Annotated in this window: 18 protein-coding genes; 4 read left to right on the top strand and 14 right to left on the bottom strand. The window is 66.5% G+C overall.

Features of this window, described 5'->3' with window-relative positions:
- Positions 1–76 precede the first annotated feature (76 nt).
- The 8 genes from HHL22_RS18335 to HHL22_RS18300 all read right to left on the bottom strand — a co-directional run bounded on the left by HHL22_RS18335 (position 77) and on the right by HHL22_RS18300 (position 10,421).
- Positions 77–1,303, bottom strand: a complete 1,227-nt coding sequence (locus HHL22_RS18335) for a DUF1501 domain-containing protein (RefSeq protein ID WP_169532850.1) — start codon at positions 1,301–1,303, stop codon at positions 77–79.
- A 157-nt stretch (positions 1,304–1,460) separates the two neighbouring features.
- The gene (locus HHL22_RS18330; RefSeq protein ID WP_169532849.1) at positions 1,461–3,059 is read right to left on the bottom strand and encodes a DUF1800 domain-containing protein; all 1,599 of its coding nucleotides are present in this window, start codon (positions 3,057–3,059) and stop codon (positions 1,461–1,463) included.
- A gap of 160 nt (positions 3,060–3,219) precedes the next feature.
- A complete protein-coding gene (locus HHL22_RS18325; protein WP_169532848.1) occupies positions 3,220–4,416 on the bottom strand; it encodes an NRAMP family divalent metal transporter in 1,197 nt (398 codons plus the stop codon).
- Positions 4,413–5,168, bottom strand: a complete 756-nt coding sequence (locus tag HHL22_RS18320) for a LamB/YcsF family protein (RefSeq protein WP_169532847.1) — start codon at positions 5,166–5,168, stop codon at positions 4,413–4,415. Before HHL22_RS18320 ends, HHL22_RS18325 begins: the two co-directional genes overlap by 4 nt.
- Positions 5,169–5,229: 61 nt before the next feature.
- On the bottom strand, positions 5,230–6,249 hold the full coding sequence (locus HHL22_RS18315; RefSeq protein WP_169532846.1) for a 5-oxoprolinase subunit C family protein: 1,020 nt from the start codon (positions 6,247–6,249) through the stop codon (positions 5,230–5,232).
- Between the two features lie 111 nt (positions 6,250–6,360).
- On the bottom strand, positions 6,361–7,068 hold the full coding sequence (pxpB, locus tag HHL22_RS18310; protein ID WP_169532845.1) for a 5-oxoprolinase subunit PxpB: 708 nt from the start codon (positions 7,066–7,068) through the stop codon (positions 6,361–6,363).
- Positions 7,069–7,179: 111 nt separating this feature from the next.
- Entirely contained in the window at positions 7,180–9,795 is a 2,616-nt protein-coding gene (locus tag HHL22_RS18305; RefSeq protein ID WP_169532844.1) for a lamin tail domain-containing protein, read from the bottom strand.
- Positions 9,796–10,028: 233 nt separating this feature from the next.
- Entirely contained in the window at positions 10,029–10,421 is a 393-nt protein-coding gene (locus HHL22_RS18300) for a VOC family protein (RefSeq protein WP_169532843.1), read from the bottom strand.
- A 162-nt stretch (positions 10,422–10,583) separates the two neighbouring features.
- On the opposite strand from HHL22_RS18300, the gene HHL22_RS18295 reads away from it, so the two are divergent.
- Complete coding sequence (locus tag HHL22_RS18295) at positions 10,584–11,585, top strand: aspartate-semialdehyde dehydrogenase (protein WP_169532842.1); 1,002 nt, start codon at positions 10,584–10,586, stop codon at positions 11,583–11,585.
- A gap of 145 nt (positions 11,586–11,730) precedes the next feature.
- The gene (locus HHL22_RS18290) at positions 11,731–12,876 is read left to right on the top strand and encodes a hypothetical protein (protein ID WP_169532841.1); all 1,146 of its coding nucleotides are present in this window, start codon (positions 11,731–11,733) and stop codon (positions 12,874–12,876) included.
- A gap of 8 nt (positions 12,877–12,884) precedes the next feature.
- On the opposite strand, the gene HHL22_RS18285 is transcribed toward HHL22_RS18290, so the two are convergent.
- The 3 genes from HHL22_RS18285 to HHL22_RS18275 form a co-directional block, all read right to left on the bottom strand.
- A complete protein-coding gene (locus tag HHL22_RS18285; RefSeq protein ID WP_169532840.1) occupies positions 12,885–13,709 on the bottom strand; it encodes a CPBP family intramembrane glutamic endopeptidase in 825 nt (274 codons plus the stop codon).
- Between the two features lie 18 nt (positions 13,710–13,727).
- The gene (locus tag HHL22_RS18280; protein WP_169532839.1) at positions 13,728–15,986 is read right to left on the bottom strand and encodes a S41 family peptidase; all 2,259 of its coding nucleotides are present in this window, start codon (positions 15,984–15,986) and stop codon (positions 13,728–13,730) included.
- Between the two features lie 90 nt (positions 15,987–16,076).
- A complete protein-coding gene (locus HHL22_RS18275) occupies positions 16,077–17,564 on the bottom strand; it encodes a hypothetical protein (protein WP_169532838.1) in 1,488 nt (495 codons plus the stop codon).
- Positions 17,565–17,806: 242 nt separating this feature from the next.
- Between HHL22_RS18275 and HHL22_RS18270 the strand changes: the two genes are divergently transcribed.
- On the top strand, positions 17,807–18,142 hold the full coding sequence (locus HHL22_RS18270; protein WP_169532837.1) for a four-helix bundle copper-binding protein: 336 nt from the start codon (positions 17,807–17,809) through the stop codon (positions 18,140–18,142).
- An 82-nt stretch (positions 18,143–18,224) separates the two neighbouring features.
- Here the strand turns inward: HHL22_RS18270 and HHL22_RS18265 are convergent, their stop codons facing one another.
- Positions 18,225–18,797: a helix-turn-helix domain-containing protein gene (locus HHL22_RS18265; RefSeq protein WP_169532836.1), complete on the bottom strand. Its 573-nt coding sequence runs from the start codon at positions 18,795–18,797 to the stop codon at positions 18,225–18,227.
- A gap of 16 nt (positions 18,798–18,813) precedes the next feature.
- Positions 18,814–19,161: a hypothetical protein gene (locus tag HHL22_RS18260; RefSeq protein ID WP_169532835.1), complete on the bottom strand. Its 348-nt coding sequence runs from the start codon at positions 19,159–19,161 to the stop codon at positions 18,814–18,816.
- Between the two features lie 148 nt (positions 19,162–19,309).
- On the opposite strand from HHL22_RS18260, the gene HHL22_RS18255 reads away from it, so the two are divergent.
- Positions 19,310–19,588 (top strand): hypothetical protein, encoded by a 279-nt coding sequence (locus HHL22_RS18255; RefSeq protein WP_169532834.1) that lies wholly within the window; start codon positions 19,310–19,312, stop codon positions 19,586–19,588.
- A gap of 92 nt (positions 19,589–19,680) precedes the next feature.
- Here the strand turns inward: HHL22_RS18255 and HHL22_RS18250 are convergent, their stop codons facing one another.
- Positions 19,681–20,745, bottom strand: a complete 1,065-nt coding sequence (locus HHL22_RS18250) for a YncE family protein (protein WP_169532833.1) — start codon at positions 20,743–20,745, stop codon at positions 19,681–19,683.
- Between the last annotated feature and the right edge of the window lie 14 nt (positions 20,746–20,759).

Here is a 20,759-nt window from a genome sequence, read left to right as displayed (position 1 = left end):
GGCGGTCATGCTGAGCCCCGCGAAGCATGACCGCCTTTCTAACTCCTAACTCCTACCTTTTAACTCTTAACTCCCTTTACACCAGCCCCGCCAATTTTTCAATGCCAGGGCCTAGCACCAACTGGTCGTCGGCGCCGAGCCAGTCGGTGAGGATGCTGGCGTAGAGGCTGCGGAAGTCGAGCTGGTAGCGCAAGTCGCCCTGGTCGAGGTCGGCGAGGCTGGCGGGCTGGTTGAGCAGGCCGGGCTTGCGCAGGGCGCCGCTCAGCAGCAGCACGTTGTTGGCGGTGCCGTGGTCGGTACCGTTGCTGGCGTTTTGGCTCACGCGGCGGCCGAACTCACTGAATACCAGCACCAGCGTATTCTCCCACTCGTGGCTTTGCTGCAAATCGGCGGCCAGGGCGGCCAGGCCGTCCGAGAGCTGACCCAGCAGCTGCGCCTGGCGGCCGTGCTGGCCCACGTGGGTATCGAAGCCGCTCAGGGCCAGGTAGTACACCCGCGACTCGACGCCCGAATTAATCAACTCGGCGGTGGTTTTTAGGTTCTTGCCGAAGTCGGTGTTGGGATAAGTGGCCGTGCTTTGGTGAATCTTCGACTTGTCGTAGAGGTAGTCGGCGGCCGAGGCCGTTTCGGCCATCGTTTTGTAGAGGTAGTCGAGCGCTGAGCCGGCCGGGGCTACGTGCTGCTCCTGGCTCACCTGGCTCAGGAAGCGGTTTTGGGTGAGCTGGTGAAACTTGCCGGGGTTCTTGAGGGCCAAGCCGTTGCGCTGAGCGCCTTTCAGGGCTAGGCTCAGGGTGTCGTCGATTTCGAGGGCCTGGTAGGCGGGGGCGCCGCCCTGGCAGGTGGTGTCGAGGTAGCGACCCAGCCAACCGGTGCTCAGCGTCTGGCCCGAGCCCGAACCGCTCTGCCAGATGTCCATCGAGCGGAAGTGCGAGCGGTCGGGGTTGGGGTAGCCCACGGCGTTGCACACGGCCAGCTGGCCCTGGTCGAACAAGCCCTTGAGGCCCCGCATGGCCGGGTGCAGGGCCAGCTCGTCGCTCAACGGCAGCAGGCCGTCGGCTTCGCGCAGCGCCAGCGTGGGCCGAGCTTTGTAATACAAGTCGTTGCGGTACGGGATGATGGTATTCAGCCCGTCGTTGCCGCCACCCAGCTGCACCACGATTAGGCGGCGCGCCTTGTCGCCGGGCGCGTCGCGCAGGCGGGCGGCCAGTTGGTTTTTGGGCCGGTCGAGGGCGTGCAGAAACTTGGGCACCAGCAGCAGGGTGCTGGCCAGCGCAGAGGCGTGCAGAAATTGGCGGCGTTGCATGTTGTGGCTGTTAAGGAATAAAAAAGGCGGTCATGCTCATCTGGCGTCCGCTTGTCGAAGCATCTCTACCGCGTAACTAGCTCCTGACGTTGAGATTACTTATGCGGTAGAGATGCTTCGACAAGCGGACGCCAGATGAGCATGACCGCCTGGGGTATTACGCCAATTGATATTCCGGCAAACTCAGCAGCGCCACCAGCGTGTTGCGCAGCTGCTCTTCGGGGGTGGTGGCTTTAGCAGCCACGCCCTGCACCAAACTCAAATTCTCCGCCCGCAGGGGGGCTTGCAGCAGGAAGGCCCCTAGGGCCTGGGGCTGCCGCTCGGCCGGTACGCCGCCCAGCAGCAGCTGCAAGGGGCCTAGGGGCAGGTGGGTGGCGTCGGCCTTCACCAGCCGCTCCTTGCCGGTCGATTGGGGGTTGATGTCGTTCTCATCGTCCTTGAGGCGCACGGCGAAATCGGCGTTCTTGAACAGGATGTTGGGCAGCTGCAGGCGCAGCAGCAGCGACGACGAGTCTATCCAGGCGCGGCCGCCGGGCCAGCCGGCCACGTTGGGCGGCATAAATAGGGTTTGCCCTAGGGCCTTCTGGTAGCCCAGCAGCGCCTTGTCGTTGTCTACCTGCAAGTTGAGGGTGCGGCGCAGGCCCGCCACCAGCTGCACCGGCGACTTGATGAGGGCGCCCGCGTTGGCCGGGTCGTAAAACCAGTCGGCCGAGAACATGCGCTCCAGCAAATCGGCCACGTCGTAGCCGCTGCGGCGGAAAGCCTCGGCCAGCGGCGCAATGCGCTGGGGGTCGGGCTGGTCGTTTACGTAGTAGCGGTAGAGCTTGGTAACCAAGAAGGTAGCGGCGGCGGGCTGCTCTAGCATGATGCGCAGGGCATCTTCGCCGCCCCAGTTGCCGGTTTCACCCAGCAGGGTTTTGGGGCCGTCGTCGTGCTCCTTGGCCCGGAATTTAAAATTGCTTTGCCCATCGTAGCCCCAACCGGTGAAGGCGCGGGCGGCCTCCTTCACGTCGGTTTCAGTGTAGTTGCCGCGCCCCAGGGTGAACAGCTCCATCACCTCGCGGGCGAAGTTCTCGTTGGGGTGCGCCTTGCGATTTTGCTGGTTGTTGAGGAATTGCAGCATGGCCGGCTCGCGGCTCACGGCCAACAGCAAATCGGGGAACTTGCCCAGCGCGTGCGTCCGGATGGTATTGAGCAGGCTTAAGCTGTCGTCGGGCCGGCGCGTGCGGCAGGCGAAGTGCCCGTGCCAGAACAACGCCACCTTCTCGCGCAGCTGGCCGGGCGAATCGCTCATGAGCGTCATCCACTTGGCACTCATATCAATAAAGGCGTCGCGGATGCCCGCATTCTGAGCTTTGCGCTGCTCGGGCGTCAGGTCGCGGCGGCGCAGCTGGGGCAAGCCCTGGCGGCGCAGGGCCAGCGCGGCCCGGCGCGCGGCCAGGGCCTCTAGGGCCTCGGTATCGAGGCCAGCGGGCCGGTTGGTGCCCGGCTGGGCCGAGGTGGCGGGCGCGGGCGGCGCGGCGGCCGGGCCGGGCGAGGCAGGCACCTGCCGCCCGCGCATGGTCGATTCGCTGGTCACGGCTATCACCTCGCCCTGCGGGTCGGCGTACACGAACGGCGCGATGGGGGCGCAGTCCTGCGCCTCGCGCAGCAGCTGGCGTATCGCCTTGGCGGGGCTCAGGCCGGCCGCCACCTCCTGCGGCCGCGGCCCAAAGCCCGCCCGCCAGTACAAATGCTGAAGCTTTTGTGCATCCATGCCCTTTGGAGGGCAAAAGGAGCCTAGGGTTTAATAAGCGGCGAAACCTCACCCCCGGCCCCTCTCCTTGGGGAGAGGGGAGCCTGACGATTATCCACGTGAGCAGACGGCAGCACCGCCGTGGCTCCCCTCTCCCCAAGGAGAGGGGCCGGGGGTGAGGTTACCCCATCAGTGCCGCCACGCTCAGGCCGCCCATGAGGGCCACTACTGCCCAGCCGGCGGCTTGCAGCCACAGCGGGTGGCGGTAGCCGCCGAGCAGGGCCGGGCGGCGGGCGGCCACCAGCACCACCCCGAGGGCCAGCGGCAGGATGAGGCCGTTGAGGGCGCCGGCCAGCACCAGCAGCTGCGTGGGCTTGCCCACCAGCACGAATACGCTGGTGGAGAGCACGATAAACAGCGAAATGGTGAGCCGCTCGTGGCGCCCTAGGGCCGGGTGCAGGGTTTTGAGGAACGACACCGAAGTGTAGGCCGCCCCTACCACCGACGACAGCGCCGCGCCCCACAAGATGAGCCCGAATAGCCGGTAGCCTACCGCCCCGGCCGCGCTCCGAAAGACGTCGGCCATGGGGTTGTCGGTGCCCAGGCGGGCGCCGCCGGCCAGCACGCCCACCACCGCCAGAAACAGCACGAAGCGCATAAAGGCCGAAATCAGGATGCCGCTCACGGCACTGCGGTTGACTTCGGGCAGGCGGGCGGGGCCGTGCACGCCGGCGTCGAGCAGGCGGTGGGCGCCCGAAAACATGAGGTAGCCGCCCACCGTGCCCCCCACGATGGTGACGATGGCCGGGGCGCTGAACTGCGCGGGCAGCAATGTGTGGTGCAGCGCCTGCCCTAGGGGTGGCCGGGCCAGAAAGGCGATGCCCAGCGTCAGCAGTATCTTAATGGTACCCAGGGCTTTGGTGAAGCCATCGAGCATCCGGCCCATCTCCTTCACCCAGAACAGGCCGAGGGCCAGCCCGCCCGTGAGCACCGCGCCCTGCCAGTAGGGCAGGCCCAGCAGCACGTTCAGGCCCAGGCCGCAGCCGGCGATGTTGCCGATGTTGAAGGCGAAACCACCCAGCACCACCAGCGCCGCCAGCGCGTAGCCCAGGCCCGGCAGCAGGCAATTGGCCAGGTCCTGGGCGCGCAAGTTACTCATCGTCAGCACCCGCCAGGTATTGAGCTGGGCCACCACATCGAGCAGCACCGATACCAGAATGACGAAGCCGAAGCTGGTGGTGAGCTGCTGAGTGAAGACGGTGGTTTGGGTGAGGAAGCCGGGGCCGATGGACGAGTTGGCCATCAGGAAGGCGGCGCCCAGGCCGGCTCCGCCCAGGCTGCGCCAGCGCCGCGCGGTGGGCCCTAGGGTGCCACTCATGCGGCGGCCACCTTAACGCCCGCTTGCTCAAACGCCGCTCGCAGCTCGCGCGCAAAGGCCACGGCATGGGCACCGTCGCCGTGCAAGCACACGGTGTCGGCGCGGATGGCGATTTCCTGGCCGGCCTGGGTGCGCACGTAGCCGCCCTGCACCATGCGCAGCGCCTGGGCGCGGGCCTGGGCGGAGTCGGTGATGAGGGCGTCGGGCTGGCGGCGGGGCGTGAGGGTGCCGTCGGGCTGGTAGGTGCGGTCGGCAAACACCTCGTGGGCGGTGCGTAGGCCCAGCTTCTCGCCGGCTTTGGTGAGCTGCGAGCCTGCCAGGCCAAAGAGCACCAGCTCGGGCTGCACCTTGTACACGGCTTCGGCCAAGGCCTCGGCCAGGGGGGCGCTGGTGGCGGCCATGTTGTAGAAGGCGCCGTGGGGCTTGAGGTGGCGCAGGGTGGCGCCCTCACTGCGGGCCACGGCTTGCAGCGCACCGAGCTGGTAGACCGTCATATCGAATGCCTCGGTGGGCGAGATGGCCAGGTCGCGCCGGCCAAAGCCTACGAGGTCGGGCAGGCCGGGATGGGCGCCTAGGGCCACGCCGTGCTGCAAGGCCAGGCGCACGGTGCGGCGCATCACGCTGGGGTCGCCGCCGTGGAAGCCGCAGGCGATGTTGGCCGAGGTGATGTGGGGCATCACGCCCGCGTCGTCGCCTAGGGTCCAGGCGCCGAAGCTCTCGCCCATGTCGCAGTTTAAGTCGATGGTTTTCATGGTTTTTTGCGGATGCTATTTCCCGCAGAGGACGCAGTGTTTTCGCAGAGGGCGCAGAGCACTATTGGCGCAGCCACTGGGTGAGGAAGGCCGAGTAGTTGGCGGCCAGCGTGCGCAGCTGGGCTTCCTGCGCAAGGTACAGCGCGTGCGCTTCGGCCTGGCTCAGCTGCTGGAAGCGCAGCGGCGTACCGGGGCGGGCCTGGGCTAGTAGCCCCAGGTCGGGGGCAATGACGTGGGCCAGCCTGGGGTAGCCGCCGGTGGTTTGGCAGTCGGCCAGCAGCACAATGGGCTGGCCGCCGGGCGGCACCTGCACCGTACCCGGCGCCACGGCGCTCGAGAGCAGCTCGGCGCCGGCCAGCCGCGCCAGCGGCGGCCCGGCCAGCCGGTAGCCCATGCGGTCGGCGGCGGGCGTCACGGTGAACGGCTGCTGCCAAAACGCCCGCTGGCTCTCGGGCGCAAACTCCGCGTACTCGGGCCCCGGCAGGGCGCGCAGCACCGGCGCGGCGGCTAGCGCCGGGCGCTCCGCGGGCGCGGGATGCCAGGGCGCCGCGGCGTGGCTGCTGCCTTGGAAGGCAAGCGCCAGCCTGGCCCGCAGCGCCGCCCCTGGGCCGCCGGGGCCGGGCGCGGGCAGCACGTCGCCCGCCAGCAGGGCGCGGCCGTGCAGGCCCCCTAGGGCCGCGCGCACCAGCGTGCTGCAGCTGCCCAGCACCGGCGGCAACCCCAGGCCCCCCGCCAGCGCCAGGTAGGCCCGGCAGCCCGCCCGCGCCGCCCCGAAGGCCAGCACCGTGCCCGCCTGCACCGCCACTGGCCGGCCCAGCGGCAGCGGCTTCCCGTCGAGCGTGGCCGACAGGTCGGCGCCGACGAGGGCCAGCAGGTGCGGCGCCTCGAAGCGCAGCGTCGGGCCAGCGAGGGTGATTTCCAGGCTGGCTTCGCCCGGCGCGTTGCCCACCAGCAAGTTGGCCAGGCGCAGGGCGGGCGCATCGAGGGCGCCGCCCAGGGGCACGCCCGCGGCCCGGTAGCCAGGGCGGCCCAAGTCTTGCACAGTCGTGAGCAGGCCGGGCCGAATGAGGCTAATACTCATGGGGTGAATGTGTAGAAGTAGAAATATAGCAAATGTGCAGAATACCAGAATTTTATTAGCTATGATAAAGCCATTTGCCTATGCGTTTTCGCATTCACCATTTTTCTACATCTACACATCTTTATATCTGCACATTTGCCGCATTTTTTCAAACTCGGTAGCGCTAATGGGCACGAAGCGCAGCTGCTGGCCGGCGCGCAGCCGCGTAGGCTCGGGCCAGGCGGGGTCGAACAAGCGTAGCGGCGTGCGCCCAATCAGCTGCCAGCCGCCGGGCGAGGCCAGCGGGTAAATACCCGTTTGGGCGCCCGCGATGCCCACCGCCCCGGCCGGCACCCGGGCCCTCGGGCTGGCGCGGCGCGGGGTGGTCAGTTGCGCATCGAGCACGCCCAGGTAGGGGAAGCCTGGCAGAAACCCTAGCAGGTGCACTAGGTAGGTGGGCGCGGCGTGGCGAGTTATTACCTCGTTCATTTCTAACCCAGTATGCGCCGCCACCGCCGCCAGGTCGGGCCCGTACTCGCCGCCGTAGCACACTGGAATCTCCACGACTTCGGGCGGGGACACCGGGGTATTAGGCGCGGCTTCGCTGGCGGTCAAGGCATTGCGCAGCCAGGCGGCTACTTGCTCGTAGGCGCACGCAGGGTCATAAAACACGGTGAGGGTGGTGTAGGCGGGCACGGTTTCGCGCAGGCCGGGCAGAGGCTGCCGGACTAGCTGCTGCCCTAGGGCCGCAATGCGCCGCATGGTGGCTGCGCTGATGCCGCCGCCAAACTCGACCACGGCGGCCGTGTCGCCCAGGGGATAAATGGAAGGTGATTTCACCGCAGAAGACGCCGGGGGGCGCAGAAGAAACGCAGCGGGAAAGTACGCGCCGGGGAAGGCTTCTGCGCTTCTTCTGCGCCACCCTCGGCGTCTTCTGCGGTGAAATCACCTTTATAGCCGGGCACCTACCACTACCGTTTTGCGGTACTCGCGCCGCTCGCCACTACTGGGCTGGAACAGCTCGATGTAAAGCACATAATACCCCACGTTCGCCTTGTGGCCACGCTCATCCAACCCGTCCCACTGCACGAAGCCGCTGGTGGGCAGGCTCTCGTTGCGCAGCAGGCGGCGCGTGAGCTGCCCCAGGGCGTCGTACACCGTCACCGAGGCCACGTAGCCGGGCTGGTCGAGCTGGTAGTTGAGGGTCGTGAAGTCGTCGTGCCCGTCCTCGTCGGGCGTAAACAGCTCGGGTAGCACCGTCCACTCCTGCCCGCCGCCGGTGGCACCCTGGCTCTGCGAGTTGGGGCGGCCGGGCGTGGCGTAGCCCACGGCGCTGGCCGCCGAGTGGAAGTTGCTGGCCGCGCTCGGCCCCGCGGCCCGGATGCGTTCCAAACTCACGCCTGCCGTGCTGCTGAGTAGCGCCAGCTGCTGGCCGTCGGCATAGGCGTAGCGGTCGATGGTAGCCCCTAGGGGGTCGAGCAGGACGATAGTGCCGCTTTTATTGTCCAGCGCCGGAAAGCCGCTTATGGTCAGCAAATTGGCCGCGTCGGCGCTGCTGGGGTACTGCGCTGCCAGCACGCCCGCGTCGCTGGTGAGGGCCGCCAGCTGGCCGGGCGCCAGCACGTAGGGCGCCCCCAGGCTGATGAGCGCCGACGCCGGCCCGGTGCTGCGCTCGGCCCGCAGCTGGTAGCCCTGCAGGCTCACGTAGCGCAGCGAGCGGTTGAGCACTTCCACGAAGTACACGCCGCCCGGCCGGTGGTTGTAAAGCACCTCGTTCACCACCAGGTCGCCGGGCTGGGCGACTTCGGGCAGGGCCAGGCTGGCGGCGGCCAGCGCACCGCTGGCGTTGCCGGCGCAGTCGGTAGCGCGGGCCACGGCCACCCCCACCGGCTGGCTGGGCAGCAGGGCGGCGCTCAGCGCTAGGTCCACGGCCCGGAAGTCGGGGCCGACGGGTGCCACCTGCTGCACCCCCAGGGCGGTGCCCGCCACGCTGGCCTGCACCTGGTAGAGTGCCGAGTTGGCAGACGCAGCGCTGTCCAGCTTCTCGCCGAAATACAGCCGGATGGTGCGGGGCCCTAGGGCTGCCGCGCGCAGCAAAGCCGGCGCGGTGCGGTCGGGGTTGGGGGCGGCCACGCTGTTGCGGCGGCCGGGCGTGCCGCCGCTCGGGTCCTGGCTGGCGCGCCAGTTGCTGGCGCCACCGCAGTAGTTGGCGGGGTCTACCATCTCCAGCGTCCAGCCCCCCGCCTTCTTGCGCGTGTCGCCGTACCAGTCGTCGCTGTAGCTCACCTCAAACAGGGTGGTGCCCCCCAGGCCGCGTAGCACCAGCTGGTCGCCACCGTTGCTGAGGGCGGGGAAGTTGCTGACGCCGTACACTTTACCATAGGGCGCGAACTGCGCGGCCCGCGTGGTGGCGCACACCACGGCGTACTGGCCCGGCAGCAGGCGGGCGGTGTCGGGCAGCTGGGCGGCGGGGCTGCCCGGCTTCAGCAGGCGCACGCCTTTCAGGCTCAGGGTTTTGGTGGCGGTATTGTTGAAAATCTCCACAAACTCCGAGGCGGGCAGGCCCACTACTGGCGTTTCGTCGGCCAGTATTTCGGTGATGAGCAGCTCGCCCACCCTAGGGGCCACCGGCACCCCGCCAAAGCTGGCCGTGAGGGGCCCGGCCGCCACGTTGCCAAACAGGTCGGCTACGCCGTTTACTTGCAGTACGTTGCGGGCGCCCAGGTCCTGCCCGAACGTCAGGCGCACCACGGCCGGATTCAGGGCCGAGGGCTGGGCCGCTAGCGGCACGGCGCCAGCGGCCAACTGGTAGCGCGCCGGCTGGGCGGCTCCGGCGGCTTCCAAGGCCTCGTTGAATACTACGTCCACGGTGCGCGCATCCAGGGCGGTGGCGCGGAGCAGCAGCGGCGGCGTGGCGTCGGTTACCAGAAAATCGTCGAAGAAAAACTTCTTGCTGTTGGCTGCCGAGTACAGCAGCGACACGCCGAAGTAGGCGCTGCGCTGGTAGGTCTGGTCAATGGGCTGCGCGGCCTCGGCCACGAAGGTGCGCCCGCCGGTCAGGTCGCGCTCCAGCTTCCACTGGCCGCCTAGGGTGCGGGTCACGCGCACGCGCACCAGGTTGTTAGTGCTAGAAGCCAGCGTACCGTTCTGACCGTCAATTACTACCGCGGCGGTGCGGGCCGAGTCTTTGCGGAAGAGGCTCACCTCGTCGTCGGTGCCGCCCAGGCGCACGAAGTAGCCCTTGGTGGCCGGGCTGCGCAGGTCGGCCTGCGAGGCCATGAGCCACACGTCGGCCAGGTTGCCGGCGCTGGTGGCCAGCTTCAGGTTCACCCAAAACTCCCAGGTGGTGCCGGTGCTGGCCTGGCAGGGCGTGGCCAGTTGCAGCTGGGTGCCGGTGGTGGCGGGGCCGTTGCTTTGCAGCACCTGGCCGGCCACCACAAAGCCGCTGGCGTCGCCTGTCCAGGTTGGGTTGCGAGTGAAGTCGCCGTCGGCAAAGGTTTCGCTTAGCTGGGCGCGGGCCCCTAGGGACAGCAGGCACAAGAGCAGCAGCAAGTAAGGGGGCTTCATTGAGGAGCAGCCACTGAGCGCGGCCGTCCCAAGTTAAGTCCGTTTAAGCTGAAGTATAGCTGCGCTGGTGGTGCACGGCGGGCCCTAGGGGCAGCCCGCTCCTAAAAGCCCGTCATGCTGAGCCTGCCACAGCATCGCTACCGCATTGCTAAACTCACTCGTTAAGATTAGTAGTGCGGTAGCGATGCTGTGGCAGGCTCAGCATGACGGGCTTTTTGATTTAGCCGCGAGGCCTAAACCATGTAAAACTCCCACTGAATGCGCTCGGGGTCCTTGAAGGCCACGTACTGCTTGGGTTGCACAGAATCGGTTTTCACGCCGGTGTTCTCGACGCCAGCGGCTTGCAGCGCGTCGGCCACGCGGCGCAGCTCGGCTTCGTCTTCGCAGGCAATGGCGATGTGGTCGAGGCCCACGTTGAAGGGCGTAAACACGTTGCCACCGGGATAGGTGGGCTCGGCTTTCTTGAAGCCCAGGAACAGCTGCCCCACCTGGAAGCCCAGGATTTCAGGGGTTTCGAGAGCCACCGGGAAGCCCAGCAGGTCGTGGTAAAACGCCTTGGCGCGGGCAAAATCGGTGGTGCGCAGGGCCACGTGGGCTAGGCCCTTGGTTTTGGGGTTAATCGGCATCGGTTTGGTTTGGAAGGTTGAAAGCGTGTAGCGCTTCTAACTGGCTTTCCCGCGCTGGGGTTGGGCGGCGGCCACGCCCCGCGCAAAACTCGCTTGTTTCTGCCGACCTTTGCCCGCTTCACCGGCAGGCCCAATTAACCTGCCGCCTAAAACTCTCTCGCAATGAAGGTTGCCGTAGTGGGTGCCACCGGACTGGTAGGCACCGAGATGCTGAAGGTGCTCGCCGAGCGCCAGTTTCCCGTCACCGAGCTGCTGCCCGTGGCTTCGGCCAAATCGGTGGGCCAGCTGGTTCATTTTCAGGGCAAAGACTACCCGGTGGTGAGCATGGACGACGCCGTGGCGGCCCGCCCAGCCATCGCCATCTTCTCGGCCGGCGGCGGCGTGTCGCTCGAAAACGCCCCTCGGTTTGCCGAGGTGGGCACGGTGGTCGTGGATAACTCGTCGGCCTGGCGCATGGACCCCAGCAAGAAGCTGGTAGTGCCTGAGGTGAACGCTGAGGTGCTGACCCCGGAAGATAAAATTATCGCCAACCCCAACTGCTCGACCATTCAGCTGGTGGTGGCCCTTAACGACTTGCACAAGCGCTACCACGCCAAGCGCCTCGTTATCAGCACTTACCAGAGCGTAACCGGCACCGGCAAGAAGGCCGTGGACCAGCTCATGGAGGAGCGCGGCGGCCAGCAGGCCAGCAACCCCGCCTACCCCTACCCCATCGACCTAAATGTGCTGCCCCACATCGACGTGTTTCAACCTAACGGCTACACCAAAGAGGAGCTGAAGATGGTGAACGAGACCAAGAAAATAATGGGCGACGACAGCATCCGCGTGACGGCCACTTGCGTGCGCGTGCCCGTGATGGGCGGCCACTCCGAGTCGGTGAACGTGGAGTTTGCCCAGGACTTCGACCTGGCTGAGGTGCGCGACATCCTGGCGAAAACGGACGGCGTGGAGCTGGTGGACGACGTGCAGAACAACCACTACCCCATGCCTAAGGACAGCCACGGCCGCGACGCCGTGCTGGTGGGCCGCCTGCGCCGCGACGAAACTCAGCCCAATACCCTCAATATGTGGGTAGTAGCCGACAACCTGCGCAAAGGCGCCGCCACTAACGCCGTGCAAATTGCCGAGTACCTGGTGGCGAAAGGCTTGGTGGAGAACAAGTAGCCTAGGGGAAAAGAACGTCATGCTCAGCTGGCGTCCGCTTGCCGAAGTATCTCTACTGCGCCCCTAGGGGGTGTTCGGTAGAGATGCTTCGGCAAGCGGACGCCAGCTGAGCATGACGTTCTTTTTTAGTTTATTCCATCTTTGAATGGCCCAGAAGAACCTGCTGCGCCGCCTGCGCTGGGGCCGGCTGCTCCTGCTGGCAGCCGCGCTAGCGTGGCTGGCCGCCAGCTGGCCCACCTACCGGCCGCCCACCGCGGCCGAGCTGCGCCCGCGCCTCAACTACCTGGGGCGGGTGATAGACGAGGGGGCGGCGCCCGGCACCGCCCTAGGGCAGCTCACCGCCACCAACGCCGAGTGGGGGCTGTTCACGCTGGCGTTCAGCACCTACGGATTGGCCAATGAGGCAGCCCGGCAGCCTGCGCTGCGCCCCGAGGCGGCCCGCATCATTGGGCAGGCCATTGGGGTGACGCTGACGGCGCCAGTGCGGCAGCCTTTTCTGGCTGGCCCGGCCGATAGCTGCCTGGGCTACGCGCTGCCGCAGTCGGTGCTGTACCTGGGCCACCTCAACCTGATGCTGGGCTGCCACCGCCGCCTCGACCCGGCCTCGCCCTACGCTCGGCTGCACGACTCGCTGTCGGCCCGCCTGGCGTGGCGCCTAGGGCAGGACCCGGCCGGCAACCTCCCCTCCTACCCCAACCTGCGCTGGCTGCCCGACAACGCGGTGGCGCTGGCTTCGCTGGCGCTGCACAGCCGCCTCACGGGCAGCCCCTACGCCGCCGTGGGCCAGCGCTGGGTGGCGCGGGCCCGCCGCCAGTGGCTCGACGCCGATACCGGCCTGCTGGCCTCGATGGTAGATGCGGTAGGCCGACCCAGCGAGGAGCCTAGGGGCTCGCACCTGGGCTGGAGCATCTGGTTTCTGGCGCAGGTCGACAGCGCCTTTGCCCGGCAGCAGTACGCGCTATACCAGCAGCACCACAGCACCAACCTGGGCGCGCTGCGGCTGTACCGCGAGTTTGCCCACGGCTACGCCATCGGCGCGGGCAACGTGGACAGTGGCCCGCTCGTGCTGGGCTACGGCATTCCGGCCACCACCTTCGCCTTTGCCGACGCGGTGGCCCTAGGCGACTACCGCAACGCCCAGCGGCTGCGGCGCGTCATCAGCTTGGGCAGCCGCGAAATCCGGGAGGGCAACGAGCTGCGCTATGGCGTTCGGTTTATTAAGTTGGATGTCAACCCACTGTCGGAGGCGCTGCTGCTGTGGGCCGACGTGCCGGGCGCGGGCCGGCGGTAGCGCCCGCGCTACGGCAGCGTGCGGCCTAGGGTCAGCGCTGTGTTTAGGAGGCAATGGGCCGCGACAGCCACCCATACCGAACCCGTGCGCTCGCGCACCCACAGCAAAAGCAGCCCCATCAGCAGCGGGTAGGCAGTATCGGTGAGCACGAAGTATAGCAGCGACTGCCACCACGTCACGTGGCCCGCCAGGTGCGCCTGGCTCAGCAAGAGGTTGTTCACCGCATCGTAGATAAACGACAGCTTTAGGCTGTGCCCTAGGGCAAATAGCAGCACCGTAGCCAGGCCGCCCCAGCTGGTGCGGGTGCCGGGCAACGGGATGGAGCGCGCAAAAACCGGCCCGAGCAGCCCCAGTAGCGCGCCGCGGTAAAATAATTCTTCTTCCAGGCCGGGCACGACCGAGTAGTACAGCCGCTCGGGCCACCACAGGGGCAAGAAGGACCGCCGCGCCGCGTAGGCGCTGGCGAACACGGCCACCGCTACCGCGCCTACCACCAGCCCTACCGGGCGCAGCGTGCCCGGCCCGGGGCGGCGCAGGCCGGCCGCAGCGGGTACCACCCACCGCACCCCGTACAGCACCAGCCCCGACACCAGCAGGGCCACCACCTTGGCCGCCCAGGCCAGGGGCGGGTGCCCGAGCGAAGTCGGTGTTGCGGGCAGACCCAGCAGCTGCGACCAAGGCAGCACCAGCACCAGCATGTGCAGCGCGCACACCAGCGCGGCCCGCCCCAGCGGCCGGGGCGCGACCCAGAGCTTGCTCGCCGTCAGCAGCAGGCACAGGCTGCTCCACAGCAGCGCCCAACCCAGCAGCGCCAGCGGATACGAGTAGGGCATAACGAGCCGCGCGCGGGCCTAGGCCGCCTCAATGAGCTGCACGGCGCGCTCCAGCACTTCGTCGCGCCCCTCGCTGAGGCCCTTGATAGTGGGGGGCACCTCCACGCCGGGCACGATGCCGATGCGCTGGGTTTCGCGCCCGTCGGCGTAGTACACGCCCAAGCCGCTGATGTACGTTTGCACGTTGCCGGGCAGCACGATGCTTGATATGTCGCCGTCGGCGCCGGCCGTGGTGCTGCCCACCACGGTGGCCCTGGGGATGGTGCGTAGGGCCAGGGCCGTATACTCGGCTTGGCTTTGCGTAACCTCATCCACCAGAATTATCACCTTGCCGGGATAGACCGGGCCGCGACCAGCCGCCAGATATTGCACCGGACTCAGCCTAAACACGCCGGGATACGTGACATCGGGTCCGCTGAAGCGCCCGAAAGGCGTGGGCTTGCTCACGAGGTATTTGCCGAGCGTTTGCAGCACAAACTCGGCCGGGTAGTTGCGCAGGTCAATTACCAGGCCCTTGGTGCCCTGGGCCTGGGCCATGATGCCGGGCAATTCAGCCAGGTGCAGAGTGCCTAGGGCCAGGTAGCCAACGTTGCCAGGTAGCAGCTTCCAGGGCGAGGCCTTGGGGTCAAGGGTGTTATAGCGCACCCCCAAGTTCAGGTTGAGCTGACTGAGTGGCCAGCGGTCAACGGTGACCGGGAACTCGCGGCCGGCGCGGCGCACCACCAGGCTCACTTGTTTGGTAGGACCGCGCAGCAGGTCGCGGGCGATGTTGCGCAGTTGGGTGGGCTCGTTGGAGGCGGGGGTGATGGGTCGGCGGGCTTTCACTAGGTCGGCCACTGGCTGACCCTCCACCTGCACTACCACGTCGCCGGGTTTCAGGGTAGTGGCAGGCCCTAGGGTGGCGTCGTAGTAGCCGGCCACCGTGGCCTGGCCGTCCACGAAGCGTAGCCACAGCGGCGCCTGGTACAGGCCCTTATACTGCTCCAGCACCTTATCGCCGTAGATGTTGGCGTGCGTGTCGTGGATGCGGGCGATGAGCGCCAGCATTGCCAGCCGGTACTGCTCGGCACTGCGGGCGGCCACCACCTGCGGCAGCACCTGGGGTAGCACCTGCTGCCAGTCTTCGCCAATGGCGTAGCGGTAGGGAAAGAAGTACTCCACCATGTTCCAGTAGCGGAATAGGGCCAGCAGGCGCAGGCCGGCGTCGGGCGCGGTTTGGCTGGCGTAGGCTTCTTCGTGCGCGAAGAGCGGGTTGCTCACGAACGGCGCGGGGCGGATGTAGTAGTGCGGTCCCTGGTTGCGGTTTTGGCGCAGCTGCACTAGCTGCTGGCTCAAAGCGGGGCTTAGCTGCCGGGTATCGGTGAGCCAGGCCAGGTCGGGCTGCAGGCGCACGTCTTTGGCGGCGGGCTCGCGGCAGCCGCGGCAGGGCGGCACCGGCCCCAGGCCCGCCAGCCAGGTGCTGAGCACGGCGCTATTCTCGGCGGGACTGGGGGCGGCCAGCACCTTAGGCAGCACGCGCAGCAGCTCGGCGTCGAAGTTGTAGTCGCCGCGGGCCACGGCAGGGTGGTAGTACTTCGCAAAGCCCCACACCCGGCCCAGCAGCGCCAGATTGGTGGTTTGCAGTTCACTCAGCTTCTCCAACTCGATGCCCGAGCCACGCCGAAACGCGGTGTCCTTCTCGGCCTTGTAGTAGGGTATCGCCTTAGCGGCTGCCTTGGTTAGCGGCTTGTTATCCACGGTCAAGCTCAGGTCGTCGAGCCAGGCCGTGCCGGTTGCGGGCAAAATCAGCCCGAAATAAATAACCCGCGCCTCGTCGGCCAGCGGCAGGGTAATGCTGTACTCCGTCCAGTCGGTAGTACCCTGCACCTGCTGGTTTGCCATGTTGTCGAAAGCGATGGTGCCCTCATCGTTATTCACCCGCAGCCACATACTCGCAAAGCCATTCTGCACCTGGTCGGTTTTCAGAAAGCCTGTAAGCGTGATGCGCTTACCCCAAAAATTGGCGGGCAGCTGCCAGGTAGCCACGCCAAACTCGCCCGCCTTGCGCACCGCGCTGGGCGATTGTAGGCGCAGCGCGTAGCGCCCCCCGTGGCGCGTCACCGAGTCGGCCGCCATTAGGTAGCCGTTTTGGGTGGGGGCGGTCCACCCCAGGGGGCGGTGCGTCCGCGGGTTTACTTGCTCAAAATCCAGGTTGAGGGCGGTAGGCGCAGGTTGGCCGTGGCTTCCTAGGGCCGCGAGGACAAGCAAGGGGATGGCAAGCAGGCAGCGAAAATTCATGCGGCGACTTGGGAAAAGGAGGTAGCAAGGTAGTAAGTCAGATGCCCGGCGGCCCGATAAGGTTGCCTACCCCACTCGCCCAAGTCCCGCCTATCTCTTCATGGCCCGCATACTCATCCAGGGCGCGTTCAGGCGCAGGTACACCGAGGCCGAGAGCGGCAGCTGGCCGTAGCCGGGCTGGTAGGCGTAGCTGTCGCCGGCGTGCGCGTCTTGCAGCGTCTGCGGAATGAAGTAGCCCGTGAGCTGGCCGCCCACGCTCAGCTCGGGGCCGCGCGCGCCCCCTAGGCTGGCCAGGCGGTAGCTGGCGCCCAGCGTCAGCGCGTTCACGTTGTAGATGCGGTCGGCGGCGTTGGGCTCGCCGTAGGCAATGAAATTCAGCTCCTCGCTGTCTTTCTGCACAAACTCGTAGCGACCGTAGAAGGTGGGGCGGCCCAGGGTGAGGTTGGTTTCGGCCAGCACCGCGTGCTCGGCGCGGGGGCCGTGGCCCTGGTTCATGCCCCAGACAAGGGCCGAGGCGATGAAGTGGCGCTCGCCCCAGCTGCGGCTGTGCAGCACCGAGGCCGTGGTGCGGCGCACGTTTTCGTCGGGGTGCAGGTCTTCGGGGCTCTTGATGTAGGCGTGGCTCACCTGCAAGGCCAGCTCGCTGGTGGGGTTCCAGTTGAGGCGCGCGGCCCAGGAGTCGGCCCTGGGGCGGTCGAAGCCGTAGCGGTACTGGTCGGGCTCGCGGCCGGTGAAGTTGCTGCCTTCCAGCTTAAACTGCTTGTAGCGCAGCCCGAGGGTGGCCACGCCGAAGGTGATGTGGGTGGCGTCGGTCCAGTGGTGCGAGAGGGGCGCGTCGGGGTTGGGCATGGCCGAGATGCGGTGCATAAAGGCCGTGGGCCCGATGGCCGGCTCGCCGGGGTAGCCCAGGTAGGCCGTCAGGTCCACATCCTTCGAGAAGGCGTAGGTATAGCCCACGCTCAGGCCCGAAAACAAGTCGTGCGGGTGCTGCTTGTCGATGAGCGGCTGGCCTTTGTAGCTCTCGCCGGTTTGGAAGAGCAGCGGGTAGCCGCCGCGCGTTTCGGTCAGCGGGTCCAGGCTCATCATCAGGGTCAGGTTCAGCAGGCCGCGCGCGCCCACGGTGCGCTGGGCCATGGTCATCAGCCAGTTGGGGCCGTCCACGGCATCGGCCTGGCCGCGGGCGCCGCGGTGGTTGAAGTTCTGGCTGGTGTAGCGCCCAAAGGCCGCGCCGTGGTACATCAGCATCCAGGGCCCCTTGTGCTGCATCCACATGTACATGGGCGTCTGGTCGGGCTGCCAGGCCGTGCCCGAACCGTTGCGGCTCATGGGCAGGTTGCGCGAGTAGCTGTGGCTCATGTTCATGCCCCCCATATCCATGCTGCCCATATTCATCCCGCCCATGCCCGGCTGGTGCCCGGCGTGGGCACTATCGGCAGGCGCGGGGCCCCTAGGGGGCTGGGTGGGCCGGCGGGTGGTGTCGGCGGGCATCTTCATGCCGGGCATCTGATGCTGGGCCAGGGCCGGGGTAGCGGCCAGGGCTAGCAGGCAAGCCGCTGCAAATGCGTAAGAAACTGTCATTGATTGCGTAGGTAAGTAACTATCCCTCTAACGGCCCGGCGGCGCTAATAGTAGCGCGCCGGGCCGGCACTATTGCGCCGCCGGTGTGCAGAATTCGGGCTGCCAACGCCCAACGCAGGTGTGGCGCGGCAATTCTGTACGCCTAGGCCCAAAAAGTGCACCACCATCCCACCAGGCCCTACGTACAACCAATTGGCAGCGCATAATGCTTGCTTTTGACTAAGTTATCCTCTTCATTTCTCATGAAAAACACGCCCGTAGAATACCGCTCCCTGCTCGATGCCCTGGCCCGCTGCATTGCCAACTGCGAGTACTGCTCCGATGCCTGCCTCGACGAGGACGACATCAAGATGATGGTGCCCTGCATTCGCCTCGACCGCGACTGCGCCGACATCTGTCGCCTGTTTTCAAGCTACCTCTCGCGTAACTCGCCCCACGCCCAGCACATCATAAAGGAGTGCATCGAGATTTGCCAGAAGTGCCACGACGAATGCGCCAAGCACCAGCACGACCACTGCCAGCAGTGCGCCAAGGCCTGCCAGGAGTGCCTGGAGGCTTGCCGCGCTTACCAGGCCTAGGCCCACCTGCTCGATGAAACGCACAAAGCCGCCGCAACAGCTGTTGCGGCGGCTTTGTGCTGAACTAGCGCAAAATAAGGTACTACCCCAGCGCGTCGAGCGAGAGGCGCTCGGGCTGCATCAGGCGGCGAAACTCGCTCACCGAGCGGCCCGTCACCTGCCGAAACTGGTTGCTCAGGTGCTGGCCCGAGCTGTAGCGCAGCTGGTCGGCTATTTGCACCAGCGTCATCTCGCCGTAGCTCAGCAGCTCCTTTACGCGCTCTATCTTCATGCGAATGAGGTACTTCTCGATGGTGAGGTTGGCCGTGCGCGAAAACACCTTGCTCAGGTGCGAATAGGTAGTGGCAAAGCGGTCGGCCAAGAAAGCCGAGGTTGTGAGCGGGGCCGGGGCGGTGCGCAGGTGCTCCAGGTACTCTTGCAGCACGGTTTTAATCTGCTCAGTTAGCTGCTCGGCGCGGTCGAGCAGCACATCGAAGCCCGCCTCGCGCAGCATGGGGGCCACGGCGCGGGGGTCTACGGGCGCGGTGGCGGGCAGCTTGGCTTGGCCCAACGTTACCTGGGTGGGCTCGTAGCCGGCCTTGGTGAGCAGGTTTTTTACCGTCTCGACGCAGCGCGGGCAAACCATGTTTTTGATGTGCAGCAGATTGGTTTTCACGAGATAAATAAGACGATTAAGTGGTAGTAATAGGGCGGCGGCCGGCCGGCCGGGACCGCCCGGCCGCAGGCCGGCGAGCGGGGGCCGACTCGGCACTGGCCCAGCCCGGCCCAAACCAGTGGGCCGCCGCCCAACTAATAAACGGTAAAGCCCCCAGAAAAGTAACAGCTAGCAAGCAGAAGCCCACCAAGAATGCTGTCAGTAAACGACTTACAAAATGGTCGCTCCAGCCAAATAAGTAAGCCACCAGCCCCAGGCTCAGGGCCAGGCTGATGGCGGCCAGCCCACCCACGCGCCGCCAGCGGTAGGCCAGCAGGCGCTGGCGCAGGCGGGGGGCAAGGGTAGCCGGGCGAGAACGAGCCATGCCCGCAAAGGTAAAAGATTTCGCCGTAAGGCGCCGGGCAACCCCAGGCGCCGGTTTGCGGTAGAGTAGGCCAGTACCCTGGGCGGCCTTATACTTGCCGGGCGGCCTAGGGCCGGCGCGTTTTCCTCACCCTCCTCTCCTTTTAGTTATGCTTCGCACCCTACGCCTGCCCGCCCTGCTGGCGGCGCTATCGCTCCCGTTGGCCCTCGGGGCCTGCAACTTCTCTACCGGCTCCGCTACCGGCGATACCAACGTGGAGCAGGCTTCGGCCAAAAAGAGGACGCCCAACACCACCCCCAGCATGAGCAACGGCGACTCGCTGGCCGCTGGCATTCCGCGCGACACAGCCCGGCGCCCCAGTGGCAAGCAGGTGTATAAAAGCACCGACCGCGCCGTTGACCGCAACCACGACGGCCTGGCCGACTAGCTGGGCCTAGGCCTGGTCCCAACTAAAAGCGGCCTGCCCCTTCTGAAGGGCAGGCCGCTTTGGCTTTTAGCGCACGGGGTGCGGGGCGGGCGCTAGTAAAATACCACGCCGTTGGGGCTCACCTGCACGGTTACCGAGTCGAGCTTGGTACCGTTAGGCTGGTAGCGAATCAGCCAGCCGGGGTTGCTGTAGTTAAGCGCGTCGGTGCCGTAGAGCAGGCCGGTGCTGGGGTCAATGTCGAAGCCGTAGAAGTTGCGCCGGATAAGGGGCGTGGTGGGCAGGCTGGTATCGGTGATGGCCATGCGGTACTCGCCGTTGCGGTAGCTGTAGTAGAGCTGCTGCCCGTCGGGGCCGATGCGCAGGCCGCCGCCCGAGCCCACGGTGGCAAACGTAAAGGTTTGCTGCACGGCGGGCGTGGCGCCGCTGCTAAAGTGCAGCAATTTAGCTGGTTGGCTGGCGTAGTCACTGCCGCACAGCACCCACAGGGTGTTGTTCTTATCAACCACGAGGCTGCTGGCCGGGGTGGGCAGGGCAATGGTGCCCGTGGCCGCGCCGCTGGCGTCGCTGATGACCGTGAGGAAGCTGCTGCTGCTGTTGGCCACGTAGAGGTTGCCGCCCGTCAGGGCCATGCGCTCGGGGTTGATGCCCACCGGCACGGTACCCGTTACCTTATTGCTGCTTAGGTCGATAAGGCTGATGCGGCCGGCCGTGTAGGGCGCCGGGTAGGGGCCGCCGAGCCACTCCGTCACGTAGCCCCGATTGGTATTGGCCACCGAGCGCGTGAGGAAGCGCGGCTGGTTGAGCCCGGCGATGGTAGCCGTCGATTTGAAATCGGGCAGCGACACCACCTCAATCTTGTTGCTGTTGTTGACCACCACGTAGCCCTTGGTGTCTACCACGGTCATGCTCTCGACCACGCTGCCCAGCACGGCCCCGCCGTTGGCGCTGCCGAAGGCGTCGATAGCAATGTCCTTGACGTTGCTCTTATTCACCCGGCTCACCGAGCCGGTACCGTTGCTGAAGTTACCCTCGTTGATGACGAAGGCATACTGGCCCGTGCCGGCCGCCGTGGGCGTGGTGTTATCATCTTTCGAGCAGCTAGCCAGGAAGCTGGCAAACGCCGCGCCGAGCAGCAAGGGGCGAAAAAGTTTTTGCATACAACTCTGCGTTC

Source organism: Hymenobacter polaris (assembly GCF_012927305.1).
Classification (GTDB): domain Bacteria; phylum Bacteroidota; class Bacteroidia; order Cytophagales; family Hymenobacteraceae; genus Hymenobacter; species Hymenobacter polaris.
The sequence above is the reverse complement of the archived record's forward strand: the minus strand, read 5'-3'. Positions and strand labels throughout refer to the sequence as shown.

Bases quoted from the DNA above. Each gene is read 5' to 3' on its own strand.
- HHL22_RS18250 (WP_169532833.1), bottom strand. From the start codon at position 20,745: ATGCAAAAACTTTTTCGCCCCTTGCTGCTCGGCGCGGCGTTTGCCAGC.
- HHL22_RS18330 (WP_169532849.1), bottom strand. From the start codon at position 3,059: ATGGATGCACAAAAGCTTCAGCATTTGTACTGGCGGGCGGGCTTTGGG.
- HHL22_RS18305 (WP_169532844.1), bottom strand. From the start codon at position 9,795: ATGAAGCCCCCTTACTTGCTGCTGCTCTTGTGCCTGCTGTCCCTAGGG.
- HHL22_RS18335 (WP_169532850.1), bottom strand. From the start codon at position 1,303: ATGCAACGCCGCCAATTTCTGCACGCCTCTGCGCTGGCCAGCACCCTG.
- HHL22_RS18325 (WP_169532848.1), bottom strand. From the start codon at position 4,416: ATGAGTGGCACCCTAGGGCCCACCGCGCGGCGCTGGCGCAGCCTGGGC.
- HHL22_RS18315 (WP_169532846.1), bottom strand. From the start codon at position 6,249: ATGAGTATTAGCCTCATTCGGCCCGGCCTGCTCACGACTGTGCAAGAC.
- HHL22_RS18270 (WP_169532837.1), top strand. From the start codon at position 17,807: ATGAAAAACACGCCCGTAGAATACCGCTCCCTGCTCGATGCCCTGGCC.
- HHL22_RS18320 (WP_169532847.1), bottom strand. From the start codon at position 5,168: ATGAAAACCATCGACTTAAACTGCGACATGGGCGAGAGCTTCGGCGCC.
- HHL22_RS18260 (WP_169532835.1), bottom strand. From the start codon at position 19,161: ATGGCTCGTTCTCGCCCGGCTACCCTTGCCCCCCGCCTGCGCCAGCGC.
- HHL22_RS18275 (WP_169532838.1), bottom strand. From the start codon at position 17,564: ATGACAGTTTCTTACGCATTTGCAGCGGCTTGCCTGCTAGCCCTGGCC.
- HHL22_RS18300 (WP_169532843.1), bottom strand. From the start codon at position 10,421: ATGCCGATTAACCCCAAAACCAAGGGCCTAGCCCACGTGGCCCTGCGC.
- HHL22_RS18285 (WP_169532840.1), bottom strand. From the start codon at position 13,709: ATGCCCTACTCGTATCCGCTGGCGCTGCTGGGTTGGGCGCTGCTGTGG.
- HHL22_RS18255 (WP_169532834.1), top strand. From the start codon at position 19,310: ATGCTTCGCACCCTACGCCTGCCCGCCCTGCTGGCGGCGCTATCGCTC.
- HHL22_RS18280 (WP_169532839.1), bottom strand. From the start codon at position 15,986: ATGAATTTTCGCTGCCTGCTTGCCATCCCCTTGCTTGTCCTCGCGGCC.
- HHL22_RS18290 (WP_169532841.1), top strand. From the start codon at position 11,731: ATGGCCCAGAAGAACCTGCTGCGCCGCCTGCGCTGGGGCCGGCTGCTC.
- HHL22_RS18295 (WP_169532842.1), top strand. From the start codon at position 10,584: ATGAAGGTTGCCGTAGTGGGTGCCACCGGACTGGTAGGCACCGAGATG.